The 16,457-nt window shown below is 68.4% G+C and carries 14 protein-coding genes and 1 pseudogene; 12 read left to right on the forward strand and 3 right to left on the reverse strand.

Translation table 11 applies throughout. The annotated features are described in order from the left end of the window. The first annotated feature begins 25 nt into the window (after positions 1-25). The 5 genes from nadD (at position 26) to IH26_RS0148415 (ending at position 3,288) form a co-directional block, all read left to right on the forward strand. Positions 26-625: a nicotinate-nucleotide adenylyltransferase gene (gene nadD / locus IH26_RS0148395; RefSeq protein WP_030443084.1), complete on the forward strand. Its 600-nt coding sequence runs from the start codon at positions 26-28 to the stop codon at positions 623-625. Positions 626-664: 39 nt separating this feature from the next. Then, positions 665-1,054 (forward strand): ribosome silencing factor, encoded by a 390-nt coding sequence (gene rsfS / locus IH26_RS0148400; protein ID WP_030443085.1) that lies wholly within the window; start codon positions 665-667, stop codon positions 1,052-1,054. A gap of 187 nt (positions 1,055-1,241) precedes the next feature. Further along, positions 1,242-1,871: a histidine phosphatase family protein gene (locus IH26_RS0148405; protein WP_030443086.1), complete on the forward strand. Its 630-nt coding sequence runs from the start codon at positions 1,242-1,244 to the stop codon at positions 1,869-1,871. Positions 1,872-1,925: 54 nt separating this feature from the next. After that, positions 1,926-2,363 carry a hypothetical protein gene (locus IH26_RS0148410; protein ID WP_051809886.1) on the forward strand — a complete coding sequence of 146 codons (438 nt, stop codon included), beginning with the start codon at positions 1,926-1,928 and terminating at the stop codon, positions 2,361-2,363. A gap of 76 nt (positions 2,364-2,439) precedes the next feature. After that, positions 2,440-3,288, forward strand: coding sequence for a DegV family protein (locus IH26_RS0148415; RefSeq protein WP_030443088.1), 849 nt, complete (start codon positions 2,440-2,442; stop codon positions 3,286-3,288). A gap of 204 nt (positions 3,289-3,492) precedes the next feature. Here the strand turns inward: IH26_RS0148415 and IH26_RS62435 are convergent, their stop codons facing one another. Next, positions 3,493-4,629: a DUF1444 domain-containing protein gene (locus tag IH26_RS62435; RefSeq protein WP_211268903.1), complete on the reverse strand. Its 1,137-nt coding sequence runs from the start codon at positions 4,627-4,629 to the stop codon at positions 3,493-3,495. A 229-nt stretch (positions 4,630-4,858) separates the two neighbouring features. Next, a complete protein-coding gene (locus IH26_RS0148425; protein WP_245666028.1) occupies positions 4,859-5,653 on the reverse strand; it encodes a putative protein N(5)-glutamine methyltransferase in 795 nt (264 codons plus the stop codon). Positions 5,654-6,223: 570 nt separating this feature from the next. Here IH26_RS0148425 and IH26_RS0148430 point away from each other — a divergent pair. The 3 genes and pseudogenes from IH26_RS0148430 (at position 6,224) to IH26_RS0148440 (ending at position 10,234) form a co-directional block, all read left to right on the forward strand. Continuing rightward, positions 6,224-7,039: a ComEA family DNA-binding protein gene (locus IH26_RS0148430; RefSeq protein WP_425394470.1), complete on the forward strand. Its 816-nt coding sequence runs from the start codon at positions 6,224-6,226 to the stop codon at positions 7,037-7,039. After that, positions 7,036-8,745 (forward strand): annotated as a pseudogene (locus tag IH26_RS0148435) (ComEC/Rec2 family competence protein); the annotation flags it as partial. The gene IH26_RS0148430 and the pseudogene IH26_RS0148435, both read left to right, overlap by 4 nt. A gap of 502 nt (positions 8,746-9,247) precedes the next feature. Next, a complete protein-coding gene (locus IH26_RS0148440) occupies positions 9,248-10,234 on the forward strand; it encodes a DUF4365 domain-containing protein (protein WP_084599798.1) in 987 nt (328 codons plus the stop codon). A gap of 111 nt (positions 10,235-10,345) precedes the next feature. Here the strand turns inward: IH26_RS0148440 and IH26_RS0148445 are convergent, their stop codons facing one another. Further along, positions 10,346-13,411: an ATP-dependent DNA helicase gene (locus IH26_RS0148445; RefSeq protein ID WP_211268904.1), complete on the reverse strand. Its 3,066-nt coding sequence runs from the start codon at positions 13,409-13,411 to the stop codon at positions 10,346-10,348. Positions 13,412-13,465: 54 nt separating this feature from the next. Between IH26_RS0148445 and IH26_RS0148450 the strand changes: the two genes are divergently transcribed. The 4 genes from IH26_RS0148450 (at position 13,466) to IH26_RS0148465 (ending at position 15,947) form a co-directional block, all read left to right on the forward strand. Then, on the forward strand, positions 13,466-13,681 hold the full coding sequence (locus IH26_RS0148450) for an SAV_915 family protein (protein ID WP_245666029.1): 216 nt from the start codon (positions 13,466-13,468) through the stop codon (positions 13,679-13,681). Continuing rightward, on the forward strand, positions 13,681-13,959 hold the full coding sequence (locus IH26_RS0148455; protein WP_030443096.1) for a hypothetical protein: 279 nt from the start codon (positions 13,681-13,683) through the stop codon (positions 13,957-13,959). Before IH26_RS0148450 ends, IH26_RS0148455 begins: the two co-directional genes overlap by 1 nt. Then, positions 13,959-15,122, forward strand: a complete 1,164-nt coding sequence (locus IH26_RS0148460; RefSeq protein ID WP_030443097.1) for a WXG100-like domain-containing protein — start codon at positions 13,959-13,961, stop codon at positions 15,120-15,122. Before IH26_RS0148455 ends, IH26_RS0148460 begins: the two co-directional genes overlap by 1 nt. Before the next feature lie 75 nt (positions 15,123-15,197). After that, entirely contained in the window at positions 15,198-15,947 is a 750-nt protein-coding gene (locus IH26_RS0148465) for a hypothetical protein (protein ID WP_157437784.1), read from the forward strand. The last annotated feature ends 510 nt before the right edge of the window (positions 15,948-16,457 follow it).

Raw genomic sequence — 16,457 nt, forward strand, 5'->3', positions numbered from 1 at the left:
TCGGAAAAACGCATATTCTCTTCTGATGCGCCGGATCGGGATCATGGGTGGCACCTTCGATCCGATCCACCACGGGCACCTGGTGGCGGCCAGCGAGGTCCAGGCCCGCTTCGACCTGGACGAGGTCGTGTTCGTGCCGACCGGTCAGCCGTACGAGAAGGGCAAGGTCTCGCCGGCCGAGGACCGCTACCTGATGACCGTCATCGCGACGGCCTCGAACCCGCGTTTCCACGTGAGCCGGGCGGACATCGACCGGGACGGGCCGACCTACACCGTCGACACGCTGCGGGACATGCGCGCGATCTTCGGGGCCGACGCCCAGCTGTACTTCATCACCGGCGCGGATGCCCTGGCCCGCATCCTGAGCTGGCGGGACGCGCTCGAGATGCTGACCATGGCGCACTTCGTGGGCGTCACCCGGCCCGGCTTCGAGCTCTCCGACGACCACCTGCCGGCCGACACGGTGACGCTGGTCGAGGTGCCGGCCATGGCGATCTCCTCGTCCGCCTGCCGTGATCGGGTGGCGTCCGGCCAGCCGGTCTGGTACCTGGTGCCCGATGGTGTCGTTCAGTACATCAACAAGCGGGGGCTCTATCGGGGCTCGGGAAATGTCACACCGGTGTGAGACGCTTGTAGCTCCAGGACACCGACTGAGGGGACGCTCTTGCCCGTCACCGATCGCGCTCTTGAACTGGCGATGACGGCCGCGCAGGCCGCCGCCGACAAGAAGGCGCAGGACATCGTCGTCATCGACGTCGCCGAGCAGCTCTACATCACCGACGCCTTCGTGATCGCCTCCGCCTCCAACGAGCGGCAGGTCGTCGCGATCGTCGACGCCATCGAGGAAGCCCTGGTCAACCTGCCGGAAAAGGCAAAGCCCGTGCGCCGTGAGGGCGAGCGGCAGGGTCGCTGGGTGCTGCTCGACTATGTCGACATCGTCGTCCACGTGCAGCATGCCGAGGAGCGGGAGTTCTACGCCCTCGACAAGCTGTGGAAAGACTGCCCGACGATTCCGTTCGTCGACCGGGACATGGTCGAAGCCGACGCATCGTGAGCCGGTTTGCGCCTTTTGCCGCTTTTGGGCGTTTCGCGCGCTTCAAACGGTGGTCTCTTGAGCGGGCTTCTTGGGCGTGCCGCGTGAGCGGGCTTCTTGGGCGTGCCGCGTGAGCCGGCTTCTTGGGCGTGCCGCGTGAGCCGGCTTCTTGGGCGTGCCGCGTGAGCCGGCTTCTTGGGCGTGCGTCGTGAGCCGGTTGATCGTTTGGCGGCATGGGAACACCGACTGGAACGCGAGCCACCGCGTCCAGGGCCAGACCGACGTGCCGCTGAACGCGGTCGGCCGGCAGCAGGCCGTCGACGCCGCTGAGCTGCTGATCAAGATGCGGCCCGACGCGATCGTCTCCAGCGACCTGCACCGCGCGTCCGACACCGCGGCGGCGCTGGCCGCGCTCACCGGCTTGACGATTAACTACGACAAGCGGCTGCGCGAGCGGTATTTCGGCAACTGGCAGGGCCTGACCATGACCGAGGTGGCCGAGCTCCACCCCGCCCAGTACGACCGCTGGCAGCACGGCCAGGAGGTCGGCGGCGACGTCGAGACCCTGGCCGACCTGGGCAGACGCGTCTCTGAGGCGCTGCACGCGGCGGCCGCGCTGTCCCCGCCCGGCGGCACGGTCGTGGTGACCACCCACGGCGCGGCGGCCCGGCAGGGGATCGGGCAGATGCTGGGGTGGCCGCTCGAGCAGCTGCGCACGCTGCGCGCCCTGCAGAACTGTCATTGGGTCGAGCTGACCCACGACCGGGAGCGGGGGTGGCAGGTGGCGGCGTACAACGTGGGGCCGTTCACGGACCGGCCGGTCCCGCCGCCGGTCTGAGGTGCCGTTGGCCGCTCTGAGGAACCGGCGACCATCGGGTACCGTCCAAGGATCATGCTGACTCGTCGATTCGCTGTCGCGCTGACGTTCCTGTTCTGCCTGGCCGGGTGCGCCGGCAACAACGCCTCGCCGTCCGCCGGCTCCGCCGAGTCGTCAGCGCAGTCGTCCCTGCCGTCTTCATCCGCGCCCGCCTCCTCGGCTTCCCCCGGGCCTTCGTCCTCGACTTCGACTTCGGCTTCGCCTTCGCTGGAGCCCTCCGCGAACGGCGCGGGCGAGACGCTGACCGGCACGGTCGAGGCCGGCGTCGAGCCCAACTGCAAGGTGATCAAGGACAAGGCCGGCTCCCACACGCTGTACTTCGACGACCCGTCGCTGCGGGCGCAGGCGCCGGTGGGCAAGACGGTGACGGTCACCGGCTACTCGAAGGCGGGCATGATGACCACCTGCCAGCAGGGCACGCCGTTCATCGTGACGTCGGTCGGTCCCGCCTGATCGCGCCGTGTGACGTCGGCCCGCGTGATCGCGCCTTGCCACCGTGCGGGGGCGAGTATCGGTTAACGTGCCTCGCATGCCCGTCGCGGTTGTCACCGACTCCACCGCGTACCTGCCCGCCGAACTGAGCGGCTCGTATGACCTGACCGTCGTACCCCTGACCGTGGTGATCAACGGCACCGAGGGCCCGGAGGGCGAACAGATCCAGCCGGCCGAGGTGGCCCGCGCCCTGAGCGCCCGCCGCTCGATGGTCAGCACGTCCCGCCCCGCGCCGTCCCAGTTCGCCGACGCGTACCGGAAACTGCTGGACGCCGGGGCGGACGGCATCGTGTCGGTGCACCTGTCGGCCAAGCTCTCCGGCACCTACGAGGCCGCCTGCCTGGCCGCGGCCGACCTGGGCGACCGGGTCCGGGTGGTCGACAGCAAGACCACCGGCATGGGCTTGGGTTTCGCCGCCCTGGCCGCGGCCCAGGCCGCCACCGAAGGCAAAGACCTGGCTTCCGTACGCGACGAGGCAGCCGACCACGCCTCCCGGGTGAGCACGCTCTTCTACGTCGACACCCTGGAGTTCCTACGCCGAGGCGGCCGCATAGGTGCAGCCCAGGCCATACTCGGCACGGCCCTGGCGGTAAAACCCATCCTGCACGTGGTGGACGGCGCCATCGTAGTCCGCGACAAGGTCCGCACCGCCGGCCGAGCCCTGGCCAAACTGGTGGACCTGGCAGTCGAGGCAGCCGCCGACAGCGACGTCGACATAGCCGTCCACCACCTCCAGTCCCCCGAACGAGCGGCAGCCCTGGCCGACGCCGTTGCCATGCGCCTGACCACCCGCCTACGCGACTCCTACATCACCGAAATCGGCGCCGTAGTAGCCGCCCACGTCGGCCCCGGCGTCGCCGGCGTAGTAGTCCATCGCCGCCTCTGACGCCCCACGAGCCGCCCACCCGGCACGCGGCAATCGCACGGCGGCGCCGCGGCTACCATCCAGCGGCCGGTCCTGCGCTCGCGCCGCAGTGCGTTCGCCCGACCAGCGGCCGGTCCTGCGCTCGCGCCGCAGTGCGTTCGCCCGACCAGCGGCCGGTCCTGCGCTCGTCTGGTCCCGCCACCACTGTCGTGCGGCCCCTGCGGATCAGATCTGCGGCCAGCCGGTAGCTGCCCAGCGCGCGGGCTCACAGCCCGTAACCACGGTCAGGTGGGGGAGCAGTTCGTTCCACGGCCGGACGTCCTCGCCGACCTGCACCTCGTCGGCCTCAGGGAGCAGCACAGCCTCGTCGCGATCCCAGATCGCCCGCGTGCGCCAACCCTCGTCCGCCGAGCCCACAAGCCTCAACTCCGCCATGGCCGCGGCCACCCCGTGCGCGGTGGCGTCGGTCGCGTGCGCGGCAGTGTCCGTCTGGTGCGCGGTGGCGTTTGTCGCCTGCGCGGCAGCGTCCATCCCGGTCGTGGCGGCACCCATCCCCGATCCGGCGGCGTCTTTCCCTTGCGGGGCGGCGCTCGCCCCACGGCCGGGCGCGTCTGTCCGGTCGTCCGGTGGGGCGGCGGGCTCGGCCGGCTGGGCGGGTGGCTCGTCGGGCGGCTGGGCGGGTGGCTCGTCGGGCGGCTGGGCGGGTGGCTCGTCGGGCGGCTGGGCGGCCTGGCGGCTGTACTCGTGGACGGCCAGCACCCGCTCGGCCCGCCGCACCGTCTGGTGCAGCGGATGGTCGGGCGCCACCGTGTAAGGCACCGTGCAACCGCGCTCGTCGTACACGTACGCCATCGGGGTTATCGGCCGTGCGGAACCCGCGTAGATCTCCTCCGCCTGGGCGAAGAGTCCCCGCAGGTGCTCGCTTCCGTCCGCCGTGACCAGCAACGTGCCGCGCTCCGGCGCGAACGCCACCGGCACCCCGCCCACCTGTCCCGCCAACCGCTCGAGCCAGTGCTCGAGCAGCAAGTGCGACGTCCAGTAGGCGTCCCCGTCGTCGACGAACCGCACCACCACCGGCTCGCTCGCCACCCCCTGCAGCACCGCCCCGGACAGGTTCGCCCGGGCCGCCGCGAAGACCTGCTCCGCGCTCACCCCCCAACCGGCCGGCTGATCCGGCCCGACGTAGGTCATCGTTTCCGGCTGATCGACCACCACGTACTCGTACAGGAATGGCAGGACTGGGCGCCGCAACGGCGACCCCGGTGTGCCTCCCCGCAACACCGGGCGCAGCAGCGGCCGCACCTCGGCCCAGTCCCGCGGCAGCTCCGGCGCCGCTACCAGGCCGGCGACGAACCGATCCACCTGGCCTCTCCGTCGCCGGCCCCGCACCGCCAGTAACGGGGCCAGCTCCAGGATCGTCGGCGTATCGTCGCCGTCCGCGGTGAAACGGACCCGGAAACCGCGTCTTTCGTACCGTGCGTCGGTGAACCCTGCTCGGCGCAACCGGCGGATCACCTGACCGCCGAGTCGCGCTCGGGCAATCCTCTCCAGCAGGCCCACCCGACGCCCCATCTCCCTGAGGCCGCCGACCTTAGCGCACCGGACCGACAGTTTTCTGCCCGCGGACGACACACGCCTCGAGATCGTCGTCGTGGCCCAGGTCGGCGGCGAGCCCGGCGTCCCGTACCGCCGCCAAGGCTGTTTCGGCCTGCGCCTCGGTGATCTCGGAGAGCACGATGCCGCCGGGCGCGAGCCACTCGCCGGCCCCGGAGATCACGGCCCGGAAGACGTCCAGCCCGTCTTCGCCGCCGTCCAGCGCGGTACGTGGCTCGTGGTCGCGGGCCTCGGCCGGTAGCAGCGGGATGTGCCGGGTCGCGACGTAGGGCACATTGGCCAGCAGCACATCGATCCGGCCGCGCAGGCGCGTGGGCAGCGCCTCGAAGAGGTCGCCCTGGTAGACGTTCTCGACCAGGTTGTCCCGGGCGCAGGCCACCGCCACCGGGTCGACGTCGGCCGCGTGCAGCTCGATCGCCGGCCGTCGCCCGCGCACGGCCAGCCCCAGAGCGCCGGACCCGCAGCACAGATCGACCACGATCGACCCCGTGGAGGTGGCCGCGCTGGCCATCCGGACCAGGAGCTCACTGCGTACGCGGGGAACGAAGACACCCGGCAGCAAGAGCACGCGTACCTCGCAGAAGTCGGCGTAGCCGACGACCTGCTCCAGCGGCTCGCCCAGCGCGCGCCGCTCGACCATCGCCCGCAGGGCGATCTCATCGGCCGCCGCGGCGCTCAGCACCTCCGCCTCGTCCTCGGCGAACACGCAGCCCGCGGCACGCAACCGCGTGATCGACTCGGCCAGCGCCGCCGCCGTAATCCCCGTTCTCACCCGCAAGTCCATAGCACAAAAGGGCCGGTCGTGGGAGTTATCCACAATCCACAGGGTCCAAAACACATCGAGCGCCGAGCCGGCGATTTCCCTACCGTGCCTGGCGTGCGTGAGGACGACGTCGTAGCGGCAAGGTTGCGGTCGGTCCTGGCCGCGACGAATCATGACGTACGCGATCAGGCCGTCACCGCCGCCCCGCGCCGCATTCTGTACGGCGGGCCGGTCGCCCCGTCCCGCTACACGACGGCGCTCACCGATCTCGCCGAGGTCGGGGAGCCGCTGGGCTGGTCGGACGTCATCTCCTCCTGGCCGGACGACGTCGACCTGGATCCGTTGCCGGAGGGCGAGACGCCGGTGATCGCCGTGCCGGAGGAGTCCAAATCGGACACGACCGGCGGCTTCCGGCCGGGAACGCCGTGGGCCTCGCCGCCGGCATCCCTCGCGGCGACCGTTCCGACGGCCGCGCCCACGACGGCCGCGCCACCCGCCCCGCCCGCGGAAAGACCGCCCGACCCGCCGCCCGATCTCGGAGATCTCATGCCCGACGCCGAGCCGTTCGGCTCCTCGCGGATGCCGACCCTGCGCCCCGTCGATCCCTCGCATCGTCCACTGCCGCCGCCCGCCTGGGTTCTGCCGGAGGATCCGGACGACGCGCTGCCCTGGCCGGATCCGCCCGATCCCGCCTTCGACGCGCCGGACCCATCGTTGAGCAGCGCCGGAGCCTTCGGCGGCGACCCGCCCGAGGCCGGCCGCCGGTTCGGCCTCGGCGCGTTCGACCCGGGCCGGCGTGGCGTCAAGGCGCTGGCCGCGGTGGCCGCCGCCGTGCTCGCGATCGCCGCCTACCTGGCCTGGCACGCCCGGCCGCGGGTCGACAACGTCACCCCGCCCTCGTTCGGCGCGACCGGCGCGGTGCTGGAGCCGTCCGGCCACGCCGGCGCCAGCCCGGTCGCGACCGAGCTGGTGGTCGCGGTCGGCGGGAAGGTTCGCAAGCCCGGTCTCGTACGGCTGCCGCCCGGCGCCCGCGTGGCCGACGCGCTCGACGCGGCGGGCGGCGCCGAGCCGGGCGTCGACGTGGCGATGCTCAACCTGGCCCGCAAGGTCGTCGACGGCGAGCTCATCATGGTCGGCGTCACCCCGTCCCCGGGCGTGGCGATGCCCGCCGGTCCGGCCGCCACCGGGGCCGCCGCGCCGGGTGGCCTGGTCAACCTGAACACCGCCACCCTCGCCGACCTGGACACCCTGCCCGGGGTCGGCCCGGTCCTCGCCCAGCGCATCCTCGCCGCGCGTGACGCCCAGGGCGGCTTCAAGGCGGTCAGCGATCTGCGCAAGGTCGACGGCATCGGCGACGCCCGCTATGAACAGCTCAAGGACCTGGTGACCATATGACCGATCTTCGGCTGGCCGGGTTCGCGGTGGCGGTCTGGCTCTCCTCGCTCGCGGCGCTGTTCCTTTCCGCCCGTTCCGGCCTCCTGCTCGGCGCCGGTGCCCTCGGCGGGGCGGCCCTGGCCGTCGCGTTCCTGCCGCCGCATCCGGCCCGCTGGATCGCGGTGGCGGCGCTGCTCGGCGCGGGTTGCGGAGCCGGCATGACCGGGGCCCGGGTCACGATCCGGGAGTCCGGGCCGCTGATCGCGCTGATCCGGGCCGGAGATCCGGTACGGGTGGAGGCCGTGGTCCGCGACGACCCGCGTGCCATCCAGGGGTCGCCCGGCCTGCCGCCGACCTACCGGGTCGCGGTCGACCTGCGCGAGGTCGGCGCCGAGGATGCCGCGCCGCTGCGGTTGTCGGCGCGGGCGCTGGTGCTCGGTGGCAATCCCGGCTGGCGCGGCCTGCTGCCCGGGCAGCGGCTGACCACCCGGGGCAAACTCTTGCCGCCGCGTGGCGGTGACCTCCGTGCGGCCGTGGTCTCCAGCAAGGAGGCGCCGGAGCTGATCGGGCAGCCGCCCTGGGCGCAACGAGCGGCCGGAGCGCTGCGGGCCGGTCTGCAGCGCGCCTGCGAGCCGCTGCCCCACGACGTCGGTGGCCTGCTGCCCGGCCTGGTCGTGGGCGACACCAGCCGGCTGGATCCGGCCCTGAGCGACGATTTCCGGACGACCGGGATGACCCATCTGATGGCCGTGTCCGGGGCCAACGTGGCCATCCTGCTGGGCGTCGTGCTCTTCGCGATGCCGTGGACCCGCGCGGGGCCGGTGACGCGAGCCGTGGTCTGCGCGATCGTGCTGGTCGGCTTCGTGATCCTGGCGCGGCCGTCGCCCAGCGTGCTGCGCGCCGCCGGGATGGGCGCGATCGGCCTGATCGGCCTCGCCTCCGGGCGGCCCAGGGCCGCGTTGCCCGCGCTGGGTGCGGCGGTTGCGGGCCTCATCCTGTACGACCCGGAACTCGCGGCCGATCCCGGGTTCGCACTGTCGACGCTGGCCACGGCCGGTCTGCTCCTGCTTGCGCCGCCCTGGCGGGACGCGCTGCGGCGGCGAGGCTGGCCGCCCGGTGCGGCCGAGGCGCTGGCGGTCCCCGCGGCCGCGCAGGTCGCCTGTGGCCCGGTCATCGCCGGCCTGTCCGGCACGATCAGCCTCGTCGCTGTCCCGGCCAACCTCGTGGTCGTCCCCGCGATCGCGCCCGCCACCCTCCTCGGGGTCGCCGCGGCCGTGCTCTCGCCGGTCTGGGCCGGCGGGGCCGGGTTCGCGGCGTGGCTGGCGCACTGGCCGGCGAGGTGGCTCGTGCTGGTGGCGACCTACGGCGCCCGGATTCCGGCCGGGGCGCTGCCCTGGCCCGCCGGGGTGTGGGGTGCGCTCCTGCTCGGGGCGATCACGGTGGCCCTACTGGTGGCGGCTCGCCGGGTGATCGTACGACGGCTGGTGCTGGTGGCGGCCCTGGCCGGCATGCTGGGCGCCCTGCCGGTTCGGATGCTCGCCTCCGGCTGGCCACCGGACAACTGGGTGATCGTGGTGTGCGCGGTCGGGCAGGGCGACGCGATCGTGCTGCCCGCCGGGCCGGCCCGCGCGGTCGTCATCGACGCCGGTCCCGAGCCCGACCCGGTCGACCACTGCCTGCGCCGGCTCGGCGTGCGGCAGGTCGTGCTGTTCGTGGTCAGCCACTTCTTCTTTGTAGAGTTCAGCCGTGTCGCAGCCGGGGATTCATTACCTGAGATCCGGGCAAAATTACCCATTTGGAGGTGCGGCGGCGACTTGTTGTAAGTTTGTTGAGATCTGTGTCACATATGCGTGATCTGCTGTCCTAACTGCGGCTGTTGTGCGCCGGAGGTCGGGCGTGACCAGGGTCGCGGTGCCATGGCGATTCAGCTGTCGGTCATGTCCAGGTCCGCGCAACTGCCTTGTGAGTGAGCCTGGCTTCGCGCCGCAACCGGGCCAGTTGCTCGCCTAGGCCGCCGGGCCGCTTGAGCCTCGTCGTATCGGTCTCCGGACGGGGAGTCTCCCCGATAGCCGCCATGTCTTCGGGTCCATGCTCACTCGAACGTTTACGGCAAGTATATGACAAAACGCCCAGGCATGAGGTGAACGCGGACCTCCTTCGATGTCGCGCTGAAGCCGTTCGCAGAACGTTGGCGAGGTGGTACGGAGTCCACGTTGCTGCGATCCGGTCATGGGATACAAAGCCTTGCGCCATAATGCTTGCATGCAGGTCCCCCCGTCGGAGCCGGCCCAGCGCGCTGGGGTTGCGTTCACCGAACTCGCCATCACCGCGGACTTTGGATGGCTTTTTCGGGATCAACTGGAGAGCGACCTTGGGGTGGACGCACACGTCGAGTGCGTGATCGACGGTCTGGGCACTGGGCGACTCTTGGGCCTCCAGATAAAGACAGGTCCGTCATATTTGACGGAGAAGTCAGATGACGGCTTCGTGTATCGCCCGGACCATAAGCACGTTGACTACTGGCTCACCCATTCACTTCCCATATTGGTCGTTTTGGTCGATCTGAATGAAAGACGGGCGTGGTGGCAGACGGTTAATCGCGAAACGCTGATTTCCACCGGAAAGCATTGGAAGATGATCGTCCCCTTCGCGCAGCAACTGGTTCCGGATTGGCGGGAAGAGCTGGAAAGGCTCGCATACGCGGACCCGTACATTCTTCGACTGAGGCAGTACCAGTTAGCAAAGCAATGGATGCAGCTACTCCACGACGGTGGCCAACTGACCTTGACGGTGGAGGAATGGGTCAACAAGTCGTCAGGCAGGGCGGCATTGAAGCTCATCGCCCAAAATCAGGACGGCGACGATCTTGGAGATCGTAGCTGGCCGTATCTGATCTTCCCCTTTGCTGACTACGCGGAGGAGTTGCCGCGTCTATTCCCTTGGGCGGACCTTCAAGTGGATGAAGACCACTACCATGACTACGACTTCGCCCAGTATGAGCTTGACTGCGGCATATGGGACTCCGAAGACGGTCGGTATTTCTATGGCGAATCGTTCGATGAATGGCGACGTGCACAGACGTGGCACAAGCTTCGCCCGTACGAGGAGGATGGCGAGGTAGCTCACTGGCGACTTCAGTTGACACTGAATGATGTCGGGCGCGCGTTTCTGACATTGGACCAGCAATTAACCGAGGGCCTACTTCCGCTGGCATGAGTCTTGCTCGCCCGGTGGGCTACATCACGCTACGTGGCCCACGCTTGGTCATGGTGACCTGGGCACTAGATCCCGTAGGCCAGCCACGCCAAGCGATACCAATCGCCGTAGTCAGGGCCGCCGGGATCGGTTGAGCGGCATGAGACCGCGACGGCTTGACAGCAGGGCCACGTCCTTCGGGCTCTCAATTCGGTGAAGGCTGCGCAGGACGGCGTGCTGGGTCTCCGGCGTCCAGAAGATCCGTAGGTTCTCGCGCGCACGGGTGACGGCGGTGTAGAAGATGTTGTGCGTGATGTCGTCCTCGTTGGCGTCGGTGATGACGATCTTGACGGAGTCGTACTCGAGGCCTTGCGCCTTGTGGATCGACACGGCGTAGGCGACCTGGAACGGGACGGTGGTGTTGAGGGAGTCGTCGTCGGTGTCGCTGGTGTCGTGGTCGTAGACGCAGAAGCGCACGGTCGAGTCTTCCACCCATTCCAGTTCGCCGACGACGTCGAACTCGCTGAGCGGCCGGTCGAGTTCGACGTCGAACTGGATCTGTCCGGGGGCCAAGGCGATGGCGACGATCCGCCCCTTCAGATTGTTGTAGATGACAGGCCGGAACCGCTCGGCCTCGTTGAACAGGACCGAATCGCCGACCTTGTAGACGGAGTCACGCCAGGTGATCGCAGGGTTCGGGTTGCTGCTCTGCAGGAATCGGTTGATGTTGTTGATGCCGTAGAGGCCGTCATAGTTCAGGCAGAGGATGATCTCGTCGTCGCGTTGGGGCTTGAACAGTGACGTGTCGAGCACGGTCGAGTAGCCGTTGCGGGCGATGACCTCGGCGATGTCGTCGTCGAGGTTGCGGACCTTGCTCCAGAAGCCGAGCAGCGAGGTGTTCGTCGTCCGGAACGGGGTGGTCAGCTCGAACGTCGAGGTGCTGGGGATGAACGAGCGGATGATGCTGAACCAGTTGCCGAACTGGATCGACTCGATCTGGTATACGTCACCGACGAGCACGAGCAACTTGAAGGACGTCTGCTCCAACACCTTCAGCAGGTCGGCGTTGCTGACGGTGCTGCACTCGTCGATGACCAGCACGTCGTACTCCACGGCGGAGACGGCCCGGTGGATGTGGCTGCTGATCGTCCGGAAGTCCGAGCCCTGCGCCGTGACCTTGCGCTTGAGATTGTTCATCGCCGGATTGGTGTGGGCGAGGAACAGCTTCGACTTGTCGTTGAAGTAGTTCGCGATGTGGTCCACCATCGTCGACTTACCTGTACCCGCCGCCCCGTAGATCAGCGCGACCTTCGACTGGCTGAACAACTGCTTCAGCGCGTCGCTCTTGAACTCGTCGTCGATGCCCCGTGGCTTCTCGCCGAGCCAGCGCTCGACCGCCGCGGTGTAGCCGTCGATCCCCGAGGATGCGAGCTTCTGCAGCTGTTCGACGATCGCGAACGTGTCGTCCTCGTAACCCTGGATGAAGACGTGCCCCTTGTCCAGGACGAGCCGCCGCCCCGCGTGCTTGTAGTAGATCTTGCTGTTGTAGGTGGTGACCAGCGCGCCGACGTCCCCGAACCCCTCGAGATCCGCCACAGGCGTATAGAGCAACCCGCGGCGCTCGACATTGCTCTTGACATGCCGCGCGAGCAGCTCGTGCTTACGGGTGGAGACGTCGAGGCTCTCGGCCAGGTCCCAAAACCGTGGGTTGTGTCCCGGCAGCGAGGTGCAGAGGGGCATCTCGTCGAACGGGATGCAGCCGTACTGCAGATTCAAGCCGGACAGGCGGGCGCAGCCGTCCCAGCTGTACTGCCGCCTCAGCACGAGGTTGTTCATCTGCAGCATGAGGTAGCGGATGACGTTATGGCCCGGCAGGCCCGCGCGCACGATACGGCGCGCCTCGTCCAGCGCGGCGAAGATCTGCGGCGACTTGACGAGCGCCGTGCCCTCGGCCCGCGTCGCCTGGTACTTGTCGTCAGGCATGTCGATCAGGTCGAGCAGGCTTCCGGAGCCGGCCGTCAGCCCGCGCATCAAGTAGATGTACTCCGACGAACTGATCCGGGTCTCGGTGGGGATGTCGAACAGACGTGCGAAGTTGTCGAACTCGCACGGGCGGATCGAGACCTCCCACTCACGGATCACCGTGATCGGCATGGTCTGATCGAGCACCTCGATCGCGTCGTGCTGCAGCGTCAGCATGGCCGAGTACTTGTCGGTCATGTCGATGTCGGTGAAGGCGATGATGCGGTCGGTCTTGTTGACCTTGTTGACGGCCCGGTAGAACGTGATCTCGTAGTAGATGCCCCCGTCGACGAAGAACGGGCGGGTCTTGTGGATGTAGTACCGGGCGCGCATGCTCCCGTCGACCGGCGTCAGCCGGAGTATGTCGATCCTCGCGGCGATCTTCTCGTGGTATTCGCGCAGCGAGGGGTCGAGATCGATCGGGAACGACTCCAGGTTGGCCAATACCGAGATTCTGCAGCTGTCCTTCAGCAGGGTGCGGATACGCAGGAGATACTCGTAGTACTTGAGCATCAAGCGCTCCGACGAGTCGCCGTCCAGGGTGTAGTGGGAGGCGCTGATCTGGATGAGCTTGTGGAACTTGGCCAGGAAATTGAGCTTGGCCCTGGTCTTGACGAAGGCGAGTCCGGGATCGACGGCAGCGTAGTTGAACTCGGCGTCGTCCCGCCCCGTGTGCAGCCGCACGGCGACGCCTTCGACCAGGTTGCGCAGCTGGGCGAGAAGGTTCTGCGACAGCAAGGCACGTTGATCCGTGAGCGAGGCGATGTTCTGGCAAATCGCCTCATCCACGCGCTGAATCTGCTCGCCGGCCGTGATCATGGGGCTTTCCGTCTCCGTCGCTAGCGGTGATCCTGAGGTACCGCTGAAGGTAGGCGTTGAGCCTAGCGAGCGCGTCTGTTTTTCGGCCACGCTCATGATCGAGCGCTGGGCGCATGGAATACGCGCCGCTTCACGGCTCACGATGTACTGCCGCAGGTTTGCGGCGGTCTCCGCGTTACCCGCCAACGAACCACGACGCCTTGCTGAAGGCCTCCGGTCTCGTGCGCAATGACGGAACGCTCGCGTGGGTTCGCTCGGTGGGTTCAGGTTTGTAGACTGCGGCCCATGGGTGACTTCCCCGAGAGTGACGCGCTGGATACCGAGCGGCTTCTCGGCGGCAAGACTGATCCGGCCCACACGTTCCCGCCGGTCGTCTACGTGCCCTGCGCGCCGGCGCAAACGGACCAGGAGTTGACGATCGACCTGCGGGTGACCCGGGACGGCCGGCTGGCGCTGCTGGTCTACTCGGCGATGGATCGGCTGATCAAGCACTGTGGTCCGGCGCAGCCGTGGACGGTCATGCTGACCAAAGATCTGGAGCAGGCGCGGCTGGCCACCGGCTTCGAGCTGATCCTGCTTGACCTCGACATCCCGGAGGAGCTGCGGCGCACCGGAGAGGAGATCTGATGGCCGGGGGAACCGATGCGGATCTGCCCGCCCTCGACTCGATGGCCAGTCGCCTGAATCAGGCCGCGGATGCCTTGGACGGGGTCGGGAAGGCCTCACCCGGGATACCGAAGGCGGGTGACGTCTCCGGGATCATGGGCGCGGCCATCGCTCACCTCACCGGCAGCGCCGGCAATATCGTGCTCGGGATGAAGGGGGCGAGCGAGGAAGTCACCAACGCTCGCAAGGACTACGCCGCCAAGGACCAGTCGGCCGCGAACTCCTTCCGGGGGTACTGATGCCGATCGACACCCACATCGAGGGCGACCCGTCCAGCATCCGCGGCTCAGCCGACTGGCTCGGCAAATCACTGGCCACCGCGGTCGACCAGAGCGTCACGGACCTGTTCGCGGTTCGCGACCAGGCCGAGACAGGCTGGCGGGGCGACGCCGGCCCGGCCTTCCACAGCAAGATGGACACTGGTGGCCGCGACGCCGACAAGCTGCGCGCCGACGTCGACAAGGTCTCCGGCGCGTTTCACTCGTACGCCGACGACCTGACCACCGCGCAGACCGGCATGGAACGCGCCCGCGACATCGCGCGGCAGGGCGGCCTCACCCTGCAAGGCGACACGATCGTCGACCCGGGCGCGGGCCCCTCGTTGCCGACCCAGCCGGCCGCGGCAGCAACGGCCGACCAGGTGAATGCGTACAACGCGCAGGTCACCGCCTACAACGACCATCAAGCGAAGCTGACCGCGTTCGCGGAGGCCGAAGCCCAGGCGAATGCCTCCCGCAGCGTCATCAACTTCGCCAAGGACACCTTGTCGAACGTGCTCGGCGATCTGACCAGCAAGCCGTTGATCGTGGCCGCCGACTTCGCTAACGACGGGATCGTCGGCGCCCTGGCCGAGAAGCACGTCAGCATCCTGAAAGCGCAGGCGGAAGCGCTCAGGGGCGAGTCGGAGTCGCTGGTCGCGCACTATCTCAAGACGGCCGGTGGCACCGCCGAGTCGAAGGCGTTGAACCTGGCTTCGTGGGACAAGTTCCTCGAAGCCGACCAGGTGGAACGCAGCGCTCTGCGGATCGGCAGCAAGTTCGAGGCCCGGCTGCCGGTCATCGGGCTGGCGTTGACCGCGGTGGACATCGGCTATGACATCCACACGGGCAAACCGGTCGGCAAGGCGGTCATCAGCGGGGTCGGGGGCGCCCTGGCGGCGGCCGGGACCGGCATGGTGATCGGCACGATGGTCGCCGGCCCGGTCGGCACGGTCGCCGGCGCGGTCATCGGCGCGGGCGTCGGCATGCTGACCAGCGGCGCCCTCGACGCCGCCTACGACAGGCTGGCGCCAGGTACCAAGGCGGCGATCGAGGGCGGTTTCAACGCCATCGGTCATGGTGTGGAAGACGCGGGCGAGGCCGTCGGACACACCGCCAGCAAGGTCTGGCACTCAATCTTCTGACCACGACAAAGGCGTACGCGAATGTTCCCGACCCACGAGGATCCACCAGCCGGGTGGCCGAAGGCTCATCGCACCGTGGTGCGTGTGCTGGCCGCGGCCGGCTTCGTCGTGTTGACCCTGGTCACTGCGGCGGTCGCCGCCGCCGCCATCGCCACCGGCGAGGTTGCTGACGCGATCATCTTCGGCGTAGGCACTCTCTTGCTGGCACACCTCGCCGGCATGTCGATCAACATCATGCAGCGGCCCCGCCCCGCCGATCACCCACCGGTCACCGACGTCAACGATCAGGGGGAGACGGGTCTGAGCTTCCGGTACGCGTTCTGGCCGTACTACTGGCTGTCCGTCGTGTTCGGCCTTTTTGCGCTAGGTGCAGTCGCTTTCGCGGCTGTGATCGCCCGGCAGGCGACGCCGGCCGGATGGGTGCTCGCGATCCTTGGTCTCGCTTCCGGGGTTCTCATCGGCTGGTACCTCGTCGTGCTCCTGCGCCTGGCGCCGGGAAAGATCGTGCTGACGCCCACTGGGGTCTACCACCGTTCCCTTTTCTTGGAGCACTTCATGCCCTGGGAGGCGGTCGTTGACGTCCTGGCACGGGAGGGACCCAGCCCTTGGATCACCGTCAAAGCCCTGCCGACCAACCGGACTCGGGAACGCCGGTACACCGGCCGGATCGGCGGCTTCGAGGGCCAGGCCCTACCGTTCATGATCGCCCGCACCCAGTGGCTCGGGGCCAACGCGCTGCCTGCATATAAGGCAATCAAGTACTACTTCGAGCACCCTGACGAACGACGGAAGCTCGCTGAGAGTGCTCTTCACAGCAGCAGCTGACTCGGCCCGCATGCCGCCCGGCAACGCATATCAGCGGCCAGTTGCAAATTTCGTGGACGGCCGATCTTGTGACTACGGAGCTCACCGGCCGTTCATCGGCCGGCGTCGGCGAAGGCGACGATCTCGTCGAGGGTATGCCGGTATCCGCCGCTGGTGTCTACCACCAACTCCGGAGCGTTGAGCTGGGCTCGGGGAAGAGAAGCCGTGGCGTACCGACTGGACTGCGCTGTCGCTGAGGCAGGAGTCAGCGTGCGTCGCGTCGTGCCGGGTTCTCGTCCTGTCGCCGCTGGATTCGTGCCGGGGCTGTATCGGCCGATACGCGACACTGCATGAAACGGATATTCGCGACCTCACCGAGCAGCTGGAGACGCGAACGCCACACCAGAGATCTTGGAAAGCAGCCCTAGCTGTGGGGTGCGTTTTTCGCTGAGTGACCTTCGTGATGCATGTCGATGTCTGCCCGTTGCGGTAGCCGCTGACCGGTTGGTATGGGTTGGTGACCTGTTTCGG

It is taken from the genome of Actinoplanes subtropicus (assembly GCF_000721705.1).
GTDB classification, from domain to species: Bacteria; Actinomycetota; Actinomycetes; order Mycobacteriales; family Micromonosporaceae; genus Actinoplanes; species Actinoplanes subtropicus.

Coding starts and splice junctions, on each gene's coding strand:
- nadD (WP_030443084.1), top strand. CDS start 26: ATGCGCCGGATCGGGATCATGGGTGGCACCTTCGATCCGATCCACCAC.
- IH26_RS0148410 (WP_051809886.1), top strand. CDS start 1,926: ATGCTGACTCGTCGATTCGCTGTCGCGCTGACGTTCCTGTTCTGCCTG.
- IH26_RS0148415 (WP_030443088.1), top strand. CDS start 2,440: ATGCCCGTCGCGGTTGTCACCGACTCCACCGCGTACCTGCCCGCCGAA.
- IH26_RS0148430 (WP_425394470.1), top strand. CDS start 6,224: ATGCCGACCCTGCGCCCCGTCGATCCCTCGCATCGTCCACTGCCGCCG.
- IH26_RS0148440 (WP_084599798.1), top strand. CDS start 9,248: ATGGGATACAAAGCCTTGCGCCATAATGCTTGCATGCAGGTCCCCCCG.
- IH26_RS0148455 (WP_030443096.1), top strand. CDS start 13,681: ATGGCCGGGGGAACCGATGCGGATCTGCCCGCCCTCGACTCGATGGCC.
- IH26_RS0148460 (WP_030443097.1), top strand. CDS start 13,959: ATGCCGATCGACACCCACATCGAGGGCGACCCGTCCAGCATCCGCGGC.